13 protein-coding genes are annotated in these 12722 nt (G+C 46.0%); 8 read left to right on the top strand and 5 right to left on the bottom strand.

Annotated features, from left to right (window positions below; all coding sequences use genetic code 11):
• Positions 1-50: 50 nt before the first annotated feature.
• The 5 genes from IDJ76_RS17910 (at position 51) to IDJ76_RS17890 (ending at position 6497) form a co-directional block, all read left to right on the top strand.
• Positions 51-1196, top strand: a complete 1146-nt coding sequence (locus tag IDJ76_RS17910) for an exo-alpha-sialidase (protein ID WP_191165151.1) — start codon at positions 51-53, stop codon at positions 1194-1196.
• A 59-nt stretch (positions 1197-1255) separates the two neighbouring features.
• Entirely contained in the window at positions 1256-2164 is a 909-nt protein-coding gene (locus tag IDJ76_RS17905; protein WP_191165149.1) for an ABC transporter ATP-binding protein, read from the top strand.
• Between the two features lie 4 nt (positions 2165-2168).
• Positions 2169-3422 carry an ABC transporter permease gene (locus IDJ76_RS17900; protein ID WP_191165147.1) on the top strand — a complete coding sequence of 418 codons (1254 nt, stop codon included), beginning with the start codon at positions 2169-2171 and terminating at the stop codon, positions 3420-3422.
• 75 nt (positions 3423-3497) lie between these two features.
• Positions 3498-4448 carry a Ppx/GppA phosphatase family protein gene (locus IDJ76_RS17895; protein WP_191165145.1) on the top strand — a complete coding sequence of 317 codons (951 nt, stop codon included), beginning with the start codon at positions 3498-3500 and terminating at the stop codon, positions 4446-4448.
• Positions 4449-4517: 69 nt separating this feature from the next.
• A complete protein-coding gene (locus IDJ76_RS17890) occupies positions 4518-6497 on the top strand; it encodes a M1 family metallopeptidase (protein ID WP_191165143.1) in 1980 nt (659 codons plus the stop codon).
• 479 nt (positions 6498-6976) lie between these two features.
• Here IDJ76_RS17890 and IDJ76_RS17885 read toward each other — a convergent pair whose 3' ends face one another.
• The 5 genes from IDJ76_RS17885 to IDJ76_RS17865 form a co-directional block, all read right to left on the bottom strand.
• Positions 6977-7549: a Maf family nucleotide pyrophosphatase gene (locus IDJ76_RS17885; RefSeq protein ID WP_191165236.1), complete on the bottom strand. Its 573-nt coding sequence runs from the start codon at positions 7547-7549 to the stop codon at positions 6977-6979.
• A gap of 85 nt (positions 7550-7634) precedes the next feature.
• Positions 7635-8156, bottom strand: a complete 522-nt coding sequence (locus IDJ76_RS17880; protein ID WP_191165140.1) for a KdsC family phosphatase — start codon at positions 8154-8156, stop codon at positions 7635-7637.
• An 85-nt stretch (positions 8157-8241) separates the two neighbouring features.
• Complete coding sequence (gene iscX, locus IDJ76_RS17875) at positions 8242-8484, bottom strand: Fe-S cluster assembly protein IscX (RefSeq protein ID WP_191165138.1); 243 nt, start codon at positions 8482-8484, stop codon at positions 8242-8244.
• An 84-nt stretch (positions 8485-8568) separates the two neighbouring features.
• Positions 8569-8901, bottom strand: coding sequence for a 2Fe-2S iron-sulfur cluster-binding protein (locus IDJ76_RS17870; RefSeq protein ID WP_191165136.1), 333 nt, complete (start codon positions 8899-8901; stop codon positions 8569-8571).
• Between the two features lie 19 nt (positions 8902-8920).
• On the bottom strand, positions 8921-9703 hold the full coding sequence (locus IDJ76_RS17865; RefSeq protein WP_191165135.1) for a Rossmann-like and DUF2520 domain-containing protein: 783 nt from the start codon (positions 9701-9703) through the stop codon (positions 8921-8923).
• Positions 9704-9786: 83 nt separating this feature from the next.
• Here IDJ76_RS17865 and IDJ76_RS17860 point away from each other — a divergent pair, with 83 nt between their 5' ends.
• From IDJ76_RS17860 to IDJ76_RS17850, 3 genes are all read left to right on the top strand, one after another.
• On the top strand, positions 9787-10707 hold the full coding sequence (locus tag IDJ76_RS17860) for an alpha/beta fold hydrolase (RefSeq protein WP_191165133.1): 921 nt from the start codon (positions 9787-9789) through the stop codon (positions 10705-10707).
• 31 nt (positions 10708-10738) lie between these two features.
• The gene (locus tag IDJ76_RS17855) at positions 10739-11074 is read left to right on the top strand and encodes a YbjQ family protein (protein WP_191165131.1); all 336 of its coding nucleotides are present in this window, start codon (positions 10739-10741) and stop codon (positions 11072-11074) included.
• A gap of 186 nt (positions 11075-11260) precedes the next feature.
• Entirely contained in the window at positions 11261-12631 is a 1371-nt protein-coding gene (locus tag IDJ76_RS17850) for a dipeptidase (protein WP_191165129.1), read from the top strand.
• Positions 12632-12722: the final 91 nt, after the last annotated feature.

Genomic DNA, 12722 nt, shown 5'->3' with positions numbered 1-12722 from the left:
TTTTTGTGTTTATGGCTTGGCAAAAGTATCTTTAGGGCTTACATACCACTATGCCAAATCTACGCTGGTTTCTTTCCCTGCCTTTTCTTTTTATCTGCAGCATCGCTTTTGGCCAAAAGCCTGCCATTAAAAATAATTACCAAACAGATGCAGGGCTGACCCATTTGAAGATCGAGCGGTCGATGATCTACTCGCCGGATAAGGAATGGTTGTATAATCATCACCCGTCCATCATTCGGTTTAAAGATCAGTTTTTGGCGATCTGGTCGAACGGTTTTAAGGATGAGGATTCGCCGGGGCAGCGGGTAGTTTATTCCACTTCTAAAGATTTTAAGTGCTGGTCGCCTGTTAAGGTACTGGCAGCGCCGGGCAAAGTAAACGATACGCTAACGGTACTGACCGCAGCCGGTCTTTACCAATACAATGGCACTTTAGTAGCCTATTATGGCGAATACACCAAACACCGCGAGAACACCCACCTTTGGGCAAAAACCAGCGCCGATGGCGTCCACTGGAGCGCACCTATCGATATGCATGTGCCGCTGATACCCAACCACGGCCCGCAGCTTACCAAAAGCGGCAGGCTCATCATCAGCGGTAACTTTATGTTCCCTTACACAGATGATAAGCGGGGCATCTCCGGGTGGAAATGGAGCAGCTTTTACCCCGATTTCCTCTACAAGCAGGATAACTCATCTGCATTCTACGCACCGGCTGCCAAACTTGGGTTGCCGCCCTTATGTGAGGGTTCTTTTTACCAAACGGATGATAACGCACTGCATATGCTGTTACGCGTAACGGGCAAGGGATGGAAAGGTAAACTATGGCTAACAGAAAGCAAGAACAATGGCACAAGCTGGTCAAGGCCTGTTGAAACAGAATTTTCTGATAATGATAGTAAGTTCCACTTCGGCAGGCTGGCAGATAAACGCTTTTTTTACGTAGGCATCCCCGATACACTGCATCATTACGACCGCAACCCGCTGATACTTTCCTTATCAAATGATGGTAAGCAGTTTAATAAGGATTACATTATCGCTAATGAGCTTTACCATTTAAAGCAGGAAGGCTTGTGGAAGGGCGGGCAATATGGTTATCCGGTTACTATGATCTACCAGGGCGAAATGTATGTGATCATTTCCCGCCAAAAAGAATCCATTGAAGTTTTGCGGTTTAAGTTAGATCAGTTAAAATAGCTTACGGTTGTAACAAAGCCTAGGGTTGGTTATCTAAATCAAACAAACTAAACCCTGATATGCTAAGCATTCGTCACATTGTTAAGCAATACGCCGGCCACCGCGCGTTAAGCGATGTAAGTTTAGAAGTTGAACGCGGCCAGATCTACGGGCTGCTTGGCCCTAACGGTGCCGGTAAAACTTCACTCATCCGTATTATTAACCAGATCACCGCACCCGATTCAGGAGAGGTGTACTTTGACGGGCAAAAGCTCAATCAAAGCCATATCGAACGCATCGGCTACCTGCCCGAAGAACGCGGCTTGTACAAAAAAATGGAGATTGGTGAGCAGATGATCTACCTGGCCCGCTTAAAAGGCTTGAGCCGCGCTGATGCCACTACCCGTTTAAAGTTCTGGTTCGATAAACTGGGGATGCAAACCTGGTGGAAAAAGAAGATCGAGGAACTCTCTAAAGGCATGCAGCAAAAAGCGCAGTTTGTGGCTACAGTTTTACACGAGCCTGATCTGATCATTTTGGATGAACCCTTCAGCGGGTTTGACCCGGTAAATGCAGAGATAATTAAAGATGAGATCCTGGAGTTGAATAAAAAAGGTGCCACTATCCTGTTCAGTACCCACCGTATGGAATCCGTAGAGGAGCTTTGCGATGCCATCGCGTTGATCCACAAATCGCACAAAATTTTAGATGGCAAGGTGAAGGCCATCCGCCGTTCATACCGTAATGATACCTACCTGGTGGAGTATAACGGTGAGCAGTTAGGCTTTGATGGCGCGCAGCCATTTGAAGTGATCAGCGCGACAACCGGCGATGAGAATAACCACGTTATAAGGCTAAAACTAAACAGCGGGGCCAACTCTAACGATGTGCTGCAATACCTGATCCCTAAAACAAGGGTAAATATGCTGCAGGAGATCATCCCGAGCATGAACGAGATCTTCATTGAAAAAGTAAACCAAATAGCCTAACGCCATGAATAAAGTATTACTCATTATACAACGCGAATACATTACCCGCGTACGCAAAAAGGCCTTTATCGTGATGATATTCGTAGTGCCACTGTTGATCTTGGGCATGTCGGCCATTATTGGTTTAGTAGCCAAAAACAGCCAGGAACTAAGCAGCGAGCAGGTGGTTAACGTGATTGACGAGAGCAAGATGTTCATCGGTAAATTACATAACCGAAAGCACATCAAATTCCAGGCATCCGCAAAATCTTTAGATGAAGCAAAGAAAGAATTAAAGGATAACGAAGATCTTTCTGTACTGCTTATCCCCGCAGGGTATGAAAAAACGCCGGTGCAGATCTTCTCTAAAAAGAAACCTTCCTTCAAATTAGTTAGCGAGGTAGAAAACCAGATGAACACCATCGCGTCTAATAAAAGCCTGGTAGAACATCACATCGATACCGCTTATCTTAACTCGATCAAAAAGAGCCGCATTAACATCAGCGCGATGGAAGTAACCGATGCAGGCACAAAAGATGCCAACGTCGGTGCATCTATGGGTGTTGGCATTGCTTGTGCCATATTTATTTATCTTTCCCTATTTATTTATGGTGCGCAGGTAATGCGTGGCGTTATTGAAGAAAAAACAAGCCGGATTATCGAGGTAGTGATCTCGTCGGTAAAACCGTTTCAGTTGATGCTGGGTAAGATCATCGGTGTTGGCCTGGTTGGTTTAACACAATTTGGTGCCTGGATCTTACTATCCGTAGTTACCTCAAAAATAGCAGGGCATGCATTTTCGGGGCCGGGCAGCCCAATGGCAGGTGCCATCGCCGTATTAGCGACTATCCCTTTTGGCTATATCTTAGGCTGCTTCTTATTCTATTTCCTGACGGGATATTTATTGTACAGCGCGTTATTCGCAGCAGTAGGTTCGGCGGTTGATAGTGAGACCGAAACGCAGCAGTTTATGTTCCCGATAACTTTACCGCTGCTATTTACGTACATCTTATCGGTATCGGTATTGTTCCAGGCGCCTGATAGTCCGCTGGCGGTTTGGTTATCCATTATACCATTTACCGCACCTGTTGCGATGATGGTTCGCATCCCGTTTGGCGGAGTTGCTACCTGGCAATTGGCCTTATCCATGAGCCTGATGATTCTCGGCTTTTTGTTCACCACCTACGTTGCCGCGCGCATTTACCGTGTGGGCATTTTAATGTACGGTAAAAAGGCAAGCTTTAAAGAACTGGCTAAATGGTTCTTTTATAAAGAGTAAACCCTTCACCCTATCATAATTCCAAAATCCCTTGAAGGCCAAAAACTTTTAAAGGGATTTTTTACTTTAGTACCTATGCAAAATGAAAGTATGCCCGGCAAAAATAAACGTGTAGCGGTGATGGACCTGGGTACAAATACCTTCCATTTACTGATAGCAGAAGGCCCGGCAAATAACTTTACCGAGATTTTTCATACGCAGGAAGGTGTAAAGCTTGGCGAAGGCGGCATTAACGAGGGCCTGATCCAACCCGCGGCTTTCGAGCGTGGGATAGCAACAATGCAACGCTTTCGCGATCATCTGCTGGATCATCATGTTACAGAGCTAAGGGCTATCGGTACATCGGCCCTGCGTAATGCAAAAAACGGACAGGACTTTATTACTGCCGTGAATGAAAAGGCAGGCATCCAAATAGAATTGATTAGCGGCGACCAGGAAGCGGCTTATATTTATAATGGCATTGATGCCAGCGGCTGCCTTACGGACAGGAACGCCTTGATAATAGACATTGGCGGCGGCAGCGTAGAGTTCATCATTGGCAACGAAGATGAGATACTATGGAAACAAAGTTTTGAAATAGGTGCAGCAAGGCTGATGGATATGTTTCACAAGGTAGATCCCATCCCCGTAATTTCCATCAAAGCCATGACCAGCTATTTGAATGGGCAACTGGCCGATCTTTTTGCCGCGGCGCTTAAATACCGCCCCCGTATCCTCATCGGCTCATCAGGCGCGTTTGAAAGCTTTGCCGAGGTAATTGAATTAGAAGCTGGCCGCAAATTCGACCTAAAAAAAACGCGCAATTATGAGTTTGATACCGATGACCTGCTCGACCTGATAGAACGACTGGCAAAATCTAACCACGCGCAACGCGCAGCTATCAAAGGTATTATCCCCGTGCGGGTAGATATGATCGTAGTAGCCAGTTTGCTTACTATCTATATCATGCAAAAGATAGGTGTTGCCGATGTAGCTATGAGTACTTATTCGCTTAAAGAGGGTGTACTGGCACAGATGCTGGGTTAACCATCATTTTACAGTCAGCACATTGCAAATAACATATCCTTTGTATATTGCCCGCACTTAGCCCACCGCATGAAAAAGATCTGTTTTATTCCCGCTTTACTCATCCTGTCAACTTTTACAGCCTTGGCCCAAAAGAAAAACAGCAACGATACTATTGCTTCCAATTATCAGCCTTCGCTGTTATTTTCACCCCTGCCTTATACTAAAAATGGCGACGAGGTACATTCGCCCAATGGCGATCCCGGGCCTAAGTACTGGCAAAACCGTGCGGATTACCAATTAAAAGTAACCCTTGATACCGTTGCCAAAACCATCAGCGGTGTAGATAACATCACTTACACCAACAATAGCCCCGATGCTTTGCAATACCTATGGCTGCACGTGGACCAAAATACTTACAAGAAAGATGCCCGCTCTAACTTTGTGACAGCCGCGCAGGCCACGCAACATACCGCGGGTTATATTATAGAATCAGTTTCGATAGTAACCAACGGCAAAACAGCCACCGTTCCTTACACCGTAACCGATACCCGCATGCAGGTACGGATGCCCGTAGCACTGGCGGGCGGGGGAGCCAAGATAAGCCTGGTGATCAAATATCATTACACCATCCCCGGCAACTTTGGTAACCGGACGGATTACGTGGAAACCAAAAATGGCAAGATCTACGAAATAGCCCAGTTTTACCCGCGTATGTGTGTTTATGACGATAGTCGCGGTTGGGACACCGCCCCATTTTTGGGCAGCGGCGAGTTTTATTTAGAGTATGGCGATATTGATTACACGGTAACCCTGCCTGCAGATATGATCGTAGCCGGCTCAGGCGAGTTATTGAACACAACCGAGGTATTGACAGCCAAACGAGTTGCCCGCATGGAGGCAGCCCGCAACAGCGATAAAACCATCATGATCCGTACCGCTGCCGAGGTTACCAACCCGGCATCAAGGCCAACTAACAAAGGCAACCTGACCTGGCATTTTAAAATGCTGAATACCCGCGATGTGGCCTTTAGTGCTTCAAAGGCGTATATATGGGATGCCGCAAGGGTTAACCTGCCCAACGGTAAAAAATGCATGGCTATGTCGGTTTACCCGGTGGAGAGCAACGGAAACGACGCCTGGGGCCGCGCGACGGAATACCTGAAAGGCTCAATAGAATATTTTTCAAGCAAATGGTTTGTTTACCCCTATCCTGTTGCCGTTAACGAAGCCGGAATAGCCGGGGGGATGGAATACCCGGGCATTGTGTTTGACGGCATTACCGATAAAGGCAAAGAGCTTTTTTGGGTCACCGCGCACGAGATTGGCCACAACTGGTTCCCGATGATTGTAGGCAGCAATGAGCGGCGTTTTGCCTGGATGGATGAAGGCTTTAACACTTTTATTGATGTTTACGCATCTGACGTGTTCAATAAAGGCGAGTACGCCCCTAAGCGCGATAGCGAGTACGCCGAAAACGGTGGCAACCCGGCGGACGAGATCATTCCATTTATTACCGACCCGGATGCGCCAACCATCATGACACAACCCGATGCTATTGCTGAAAAGTACCGCCACCCGTACACTTATTATAAACCGGCGTTTGGGCTGATCCTGTTGCGTGAACAGATACTGGGTAAAGACCGCTTTGACTATGCCTTTACGAACTATATTCATAAATGGGCCTACAAACACCCCACGCCCGATGATTTTTTCCGCTCGATGGAGAACGGCGCAGGCGAGGACCTGAACTGGTTTTGGAAAGGATGGTACTACAATAATTACAAGCTGGATATTGCGCTAATAGATGCCAAATATGTGGGCAAGGATCACAGCAAAGGCGTAGTACTCACCATCGCTAATAAAGAGTTGATGGCGATGCCCTTTATCGTTGAGGCAAAATTAAAAGACGGCTCTAAACAGCGTACTTACTTCCCGGTAGAAACCTGGCTGCAAAACAAGGTGACCACTTTTTTTTTACCGACTAAGCAGGATGTAGAAAGCTTAACTGTAGATCCGGATAACGCTTTACCTGATGTGAATAGAAAGAATAATATGAAGAAGTTTTAGAGTGAATTTATTTGGCAGTCGCGCGGCTCCAGCCGCGTGACGACTATTTTACGGCCTCTGGCCGCCGAAACCTACAAAAGCTGCGGCCGGAGGCCTCATAATAAACCTCACTCGGCAGGAGCCGAGCGGATGCGAAAATTTATCATCCAAGTGCATCATTGCGCGAGCGATAGCGAAAAGATATGCAGTCGCGCGGCTCCAGCCGCGCGACGACTATTTTCCGGTCTCCGGCCACCGAAACAAAAGCTGCGGCCGGAGGCCTTATAATAAACCTCACTCGGCTGGAGCCGGGCGAGTGAGGAAGTCTATTATACAAGCACGGCATTTTGCGAAGCGATTAGCGAAAAGATATGCAGTCGCGCGGCTCCAGCCGCGTGACGACTGTTGTACGGCCTCCGGCCGCCGAAACCTACAAAAGCTGCGGCCGGAGGCCTCATAATAAATCTCACTCGGCAGGAGCCGAGCGAGTGAGAAGGGTTTTAATTCTTTAACCTTACCAATTGCTGATAAACCTTTTCGGTAGGCAAACCTACTACGTTAGTATAAGAGCCATTAATGCGTTCGATGCCAATCAAACCGATGCGCTGCTGGATGCCGTAGGAGCCGGCTTTATCCATCGGCTGATATTCGTCCACATAACTACGGATCTCGTGATCGGTCAATTTGCGGAAAAATACTTCGCTCCTGTCGTAAAATTTATTGTATTGGTGATTGTGCAGTAAACAAACACCGGTGTACACCTCATGTACCTTGCCGGATAAACGTTGAAGCATTTCCACCGCATGTTCAGATGATTCGGGTTTACCCAGTATCAAACCGTCAATAGCCACAATGGTATCAGCCGTTAAAACAACCTCCTCGTTAATATCTTCATCAAAGGCTTCGGCTTTTTTGGCAGCAATATATAGGGCAATTTCGGCGGGTGATAGTCCTTCGGGGTAGCTTTCGTCTACTTCCTTTAATACCACCCTGAAATCGAGATCCATTAATCGTAACAGTTCCTGCCTGCGCGGCGATTTGGATGCGAGAATGATTTTTGGAAAGCTACTCATATTTGGTCGATGGCCCATGGCTAATAGTCCATGGAATTCATATTATATTTTGCTGTAGTCTATCAACTATTGACCATGGTCTTAATTACCAGCTATACGCTTCGGCACTCATCCACTTACCCTGTATCTTCATTACCTTTTCAATAATGTCGCGCGCACAGCCCTTACCACCTGCAAATGGCGAAACATAGGTGCAAATCGCTTTGATCTCTTCTGCGGCATCAGCCGGGCAAACGGGCAGGCCTACTAATTTCATCACCCCCAGATCAGGGATATCATCGGCCATGTACAGGATATTGGCAGGGTTGATGCTTTTCTCTTCAATGTAGATCTTGAACCTTTCGGTTTTGGTATGGGCACCCATGTAAACATCGCTAATACCCAGGCTATTTAAACGGAATAATGCACTTTTTGACCTGCTGCCCGATATAGCCGCCACATTGTAACCGCATTTAACAGCCAATTGCAAAGCATAACCATCTTTAATATTAAAAGCACGGCTTTGCACCCCATCCTCGGCCACAAAAATCGACCCATCGGTTAGTACGCCATCCACATCAAAAATTAAAGTGGTGATATCTTTAAGCTTGTTTAAAAAGGATTCCATTAAATTATATTACACCCATTAAAGAATGATTTTACCGGTTTCAAAGCATCTGCATATCTGAAATTTGCACATCTGCACATAGATACTATTGGTTATCGCGCCATTCGTAAACCCAGGCGCTTTGGATCTGCTCCAGGTGGCCTTCGGTCGATTCCTCGCGCGTGCCCGCAAAGTTTGGCAGGGATAGCACCCAATCCAACAACTCTGTAAAACGGATACGGTATATTTTAGATTCGCCAAAATCATCGCCAAACTTTTCGTAAAGGCTCATGGCTATGTCCTCGTGGTCATTCCAGTGTATCGGAAGCGCGAATTTGTTGTCTGTCATGTTATGTTGTACGTTACACGTATGAAGTTATACGTTTTTACTATTTAAATACGTAAAACGTAAAACGTTCTACGTAAAACCTAATTAATGGCCCATAAAAGACGACTGATCGGGCAAAGTGACCTCGATATCGCCATCAATTATAATACACTGGCAACCCAGGCGCGATGTAATGCGCGGGTTAACGGCCCTGTCAATAAAGTCTTCTTCTTTATCAGATATCTCCTGGATATAATCCATTCCCTTATTAACATATACATGGCAGGTGCTGCAACCACAAACACCACCGCAGTTGTGTTGTAAATCGATGCCGTTTTCCAGGCATACGTCCAAAACAGACTCCCCTTCAGCTATCGCCAGTTCCACGGTTTCGTGGTCGGCTTCCTCAAAGTTTATCGTTACTTTAAAAATATTCATTTTGGCAAAAGTAATAAAATTACTTATCCCCGCCCGCCTTGTTATGGTTTTTGATAATATCCTGACTTAACAATGTATACAGCACCCGTAGGTCGGGCTCGTTATCCAACATTTGCAAATGAGTATCCATTGTTTGCACATCATTACGTATAGCCGGCCCGGTTTGTACCGTCTCGGGCGCATGTGCTTTTATTTTGTCGGCAGTTTCGGCTATGAGCGGGCGCAGCATATCAAAGCTCATGTCGCTATTAGCCAGTAATTGTTTGGAAATAGCGTACAAATGATTGGTGAAATTACAGGCGAAAACCGCCGCCAGGTGCAAAACCTTTCGCTGTGCCGAACTTACCCGGTAAACATTATTACTTACCGTTCGGGCAAGTTTTTCTAATTCTTTAGTAATACGCTCATCGGCTCCTTCAATACATAAAGGCACTTCTCTAAAATTCAACTCTTTGCTTTTACTAAATGTTTGTAACGGGTAAAACACCCCGGCACGCTCTGTATAATGCCTGATAGCTTCCAAATGTACCGCGCCGGATGTATGGGCAATTAGTTTATCGTACTTTGCTAACCTGCTGCTGGTATCGCCTATCACATCGTCCTTTATAGCTACAATGAATATATCGGTATCTTGCGAAATATCATCCAGTGTATCAATCGCCGTGGCGCCTACATGGTAAGCCAGCAATGCAGCATTGTGCATGTCGCGGCTGTATACCTGCACTATCCGGTGCCCGGCATTTTTAAAGGCCGCCGATAAGTGGGTAGCCACATTACCCGAACCGATGATAGTGATGCGCATATTAACTGTAACTTTAGAGGGCTAAATTAAATATTTCTGTTACTTTTATTTTTTAAACCTATTACCAATTTTACGCCCCTTGAATGAAGTTTCTTAAGAATTTAATCGTAACTGTTATCGCGTTGCTCATCTTTGCTGTAGCCGCTATAGCCCTTTTATATTTTGTAAAAAATAAAGAACATAAGGAAATCTCGCCACTGGTCAGAAAAAACACTAATGGCAGTTATGTCACCTTAAACCTTGGCCAAACCCATTACGAGATTGACGGGCAGGACACGGGCAAGGTGGTGATACTGATACATGGCTTTAGCGTACCGTATTACATTTGGGATGGTACATTTGAAAACTTGGTAGAGAATGGCTTCCGGGTAGTGCGTTATGATATGTATGGCCGCGGGTTTAGCGACAGGCCCGACGTTTTATACAATCAGAAACTCTACATGGACCAGCTATCTGAATTGATAGAGGCACTACATCTAAAAAAACCGATAAGCATGGCAGGCGTATCTTTCGGTGGGATAGTTGCTGCAGATTTTGCTGCCACCTACCCCGACCTGGTGAATAAAGTAGTGTTGATAGACCCGGCATACGTCAACAAAAAATCGAAAATGCCACAGTTTTTAATTGATGTTAAAGAAGCGATCACATCTACCGACCGCGCCAACGGCCAAATGGATGATTTTTTATATCCGGAGCTACACCCGGACTGGGTTAAGCTTTATTTACCGCAGATGGAGTATAAAGGCTTCCGGAATGCGCTGGTATCTACCAATTATAATTACACTTACAACGGCCGGGTAACTTACGCAGGACTGAATGCAGTAAAAAAACCGGTGTTGCTGATATGGGGTAAAGAAGATAAAACCGTTCCGTTCAACTACAGCGATTCGGTACGCAGTGTTTTAAAAACCGATTTTTTACCTGTAGAAGATGCAGCGCACCTGCCGCATTTAGATAAAACCAGCATTGTTAACCCTGCGATAGTAACATTTTTGAAGAAATAGTCTCTAAACCATACATCAACAAACACAAACCATGGATATTTCACTCATCACCACCAGCAACGCCTTAGATGGCTATAAAGTTGTTAAACATTTAGGCGTTATCCGCGGCATTACGGTACGCAGCCGCAGCGTTGTGGGCAATTTTGCCGGTGGCATACAATCACTGTTCGGCGGCAGGCTTTCTGTTTATGTAGAGCTTTGCGAGAACGCCCGCCAGGAAGCCTTCCACCTGATGATCCAACACGCTCAGGCCATTGGCGCCAATGCTATCATCGGTATGCGTTACGATGCCAACGAAGTGATGCAGGGCATAACAGAAGTTTTGGCTTACGGTACAGCGGTAGTTGTAGAGAAGGTAGCGGAGTAAAGAATAATAACTGTCATATCGAACGAGCGATAGCGAGGAGTTATCCTGTTCAAGATGCATAGCCGCAACTGTGCAAATCGAACAGGATTTCTCCTTTCGTCGAAATGACAATCTCTTTGATAAAACACGCCTGCCACTACCCGCTCCAAATAATCTACACTATATTTGCTTCAAATTACATTTACTATGCAAGTAATAAAGCAATATATAGACGATAATAAACAACGCCTGCTTGACGAATTATTTGAGCTGCTGCGTTTCCCATCCGTTAGTGCCGACCCCAAATATAAAACGGATGTTTTAAACGCTGCCGATTACGTAGCCAAAAAACTAACCGAGGCCGGTGCCGATAATGTGGAAGTTTGCCAAACCGCTGGCTACCCTATCGTGTACGGCGAAAAGATAATTGACCCTGCCTTGCCTACCGTTTTAACTTACGGCCACTACGATGTACAACCACCAGACCCCTTAGAGCTTTGGAAAACCCCGCCGTTTGAGCCAACCGTACGCGACGGAAAGATTTATGCCCGTGGCGCCTGCGACGATAAGGGTCAATTTTATATGCACGTAAAGGCTTTCGAGCTGATGATGCAAACCAACACCCTGCCTTGCAATATCAAATTTATGATTGAGGGCGAGGAAGAGGTAGGATCAAACAACCTGGGCGTATTTGTAAAAGCAAATAAGGAACGTTTAAAGGCCGATGTGGTGTTAATCTCCGACACCTCGATGATCAGTATGGAGAACCCGTCGCTGGAAACAGGCCTGCGTGGTTTATCATACCTGGAAGTGGAAGTTACCGGCCCTAACCGCGACCTGCACTCCGGCGTTTATGGTGGTGCAGTGGCTAACCCGGCAACTATTCTGGCTAAGATGATCGCTTCATTGCACGACGAGAACAACCACATCACCATCCCCGGTTTTTATGACGACGTTACCGAACTGACAGAAACCGAACGCAACGAACTAAACGCCGCGCCGTATGACGAAGCTGAATATAAAACCGACCTGGATATTGCCGAAGTTTGGGGCGAAAAGGGTTACACCACATTTGAGCGCACCGGCACCCGCCCAACCTTAGAGGTAAATGGCATCTGGGGTGGTTACATTGGCGAAGGTGCCAAAACGGTGTTGCCTTCAAAAGCTAATGCGAAGATCTCGATGCGACTGGTGCCTAACCAAACTTCAGAAAAGATTACGCAATTGTTTACAGATCATTTTCTGAAAATTGCCCCGAAAGCTGTAAAAGTGAAGGTAACCCCGCACCATGGCGGCGAACCGGTAGTTACTCCTACAGATAGCGTGGCTTACAAGGCCGCCCAAAAGGCCATTGCAGAATCTTTCGGTAGAGATCCTATACCAACACGTGGCGGCGGCAGCATCCCTATCGTAGCCTTATTTGAAGCCGAGCTGGGATTAAAAACGGTGTTAATGGGTTTTGGTTTAGACAGCGATGCCCTGCATTCGCCAAACGAAAAATACGATATATTTAACTATTACAAAGGGATTGAAACTATTCCATTGTTTCATAAATACTTTGCGGAGTTGAGTAGATAGCGTTGTCATTTCGAACGATAGTGAGAAATCTTCTACAACTGCATCGCGACCATGTAAGTGCGCCTGAAGCTTTTAGAAGATTTCTCCTCGC

Origin of the sequence: Mucilaginibacter glaciei (assembly GCF_014773245.1) — a bacterium.
Taxonomy (GTDB): Bacteria; Bacteroidota; Bacteroidia; order Sphingobacteriales; family Sphingobacteriaceae; genus Mucilaginibacter; species Mucilaginibacter glaciei.
Note: the sequence above shows the minus strand (reverse complement) of the source record. Positions and strands in the feature narration are given on the sequence as shown.

Excerpts from the sequence above, each read along its gene's own strand:
- IDJ76_RS17910 (WP_191165151.1), top strand. The coding sequence starts at position 51 with ATGCCAAATCTACGCTGGTTTCTTTCCCTGCCTTTTCTTTTTATCTGC.
- IDJ76_RS17905 (WP_191165149.1), top strand. The coding sequence starts at position 1,256 with ATGCTAAGCATTCGTCACATTGTTAAGCAATACGCCGGCCACCGCGCG.
- IDJ76_RS17900 (WP_191165147.1), top strand. The coding sequence starts at position 2,169 with ATGAATAAAGTATTACTCATTATACAACGCGAATACATTACCCGCGTA.
- IDJ76_RS17895 (WP_191165145.1), top strand. The coding sequence starts at position 3,498 with ATGCAAAATGAAAGTATGCCCGGCAAAAATAAACGTGTAGCGGTGATG.
- IDJ76_RS17890 (WP_191165143.1), top strand. The coding sequence starts at position 4,518 with ATGAAAAAGATCTGTTTTATTCCCGCTTTACTCATCCTGTCAACTTTT.
- IDJ76_RS17885 (WP_191165236.1), bottom strand. The coding sequence starts at position 7,549 with ATGAGTAGCTTTCCAAAAATCATTCTCGCATCCAAATCGCCGCGCAGG.
- IDJ76_RS17880 (WP_191165140.1), bottom strand. The coding sequence starts at position 8,156 with ATGGAATCCTTTTTAAACAAGCTTAAAGATATCACCACTTTAATTTTT.
- iscX (WP_191165138.1), bottom strand. The coding sequence starts at position 8,484 with ATGACAGACAACAAATTCGCGCTTCCGATACACTGGAATGACCACGAG.
- IDJ76_RS17870 (WP_191165136.1), bottom strand. The coding sequence starts at position 8,901 with ATGAATATTTTTAAAGTAACGATAAACTTTGAGGAAGCCGACCACGAA.
- IDJ76_RS17865 (WP_191165135.1), bottom strand. The coding sequence starts at position 9,703 with ATGCGCATCACTATCATCGGTTCGGGTAATGTGGCTACCCACTTATCG.
- IDJ76_RS17860 (WP_191165133.1), top strand. The coding sequence starts at position 9,787 with ATGAAGTTTCTTAAGAATTTAATCGTAACTGTTATCGCGTTGCTCATC.
- IDJ76_RS17855 (WP_191165131.1), top strand. The coding sequence starts at position 10,739 with ATGGATATTTCACTCATCACCACCAGCAACGCCTTAGATGGCTATAAA.
- IDJ76_RS17850 (WP_191165129.1), top strand. The coding sequence starts at position 11,261 with ATGCAAGTAATAAAGCAATATATAGACGATAATAAACAACGCCTGCTT.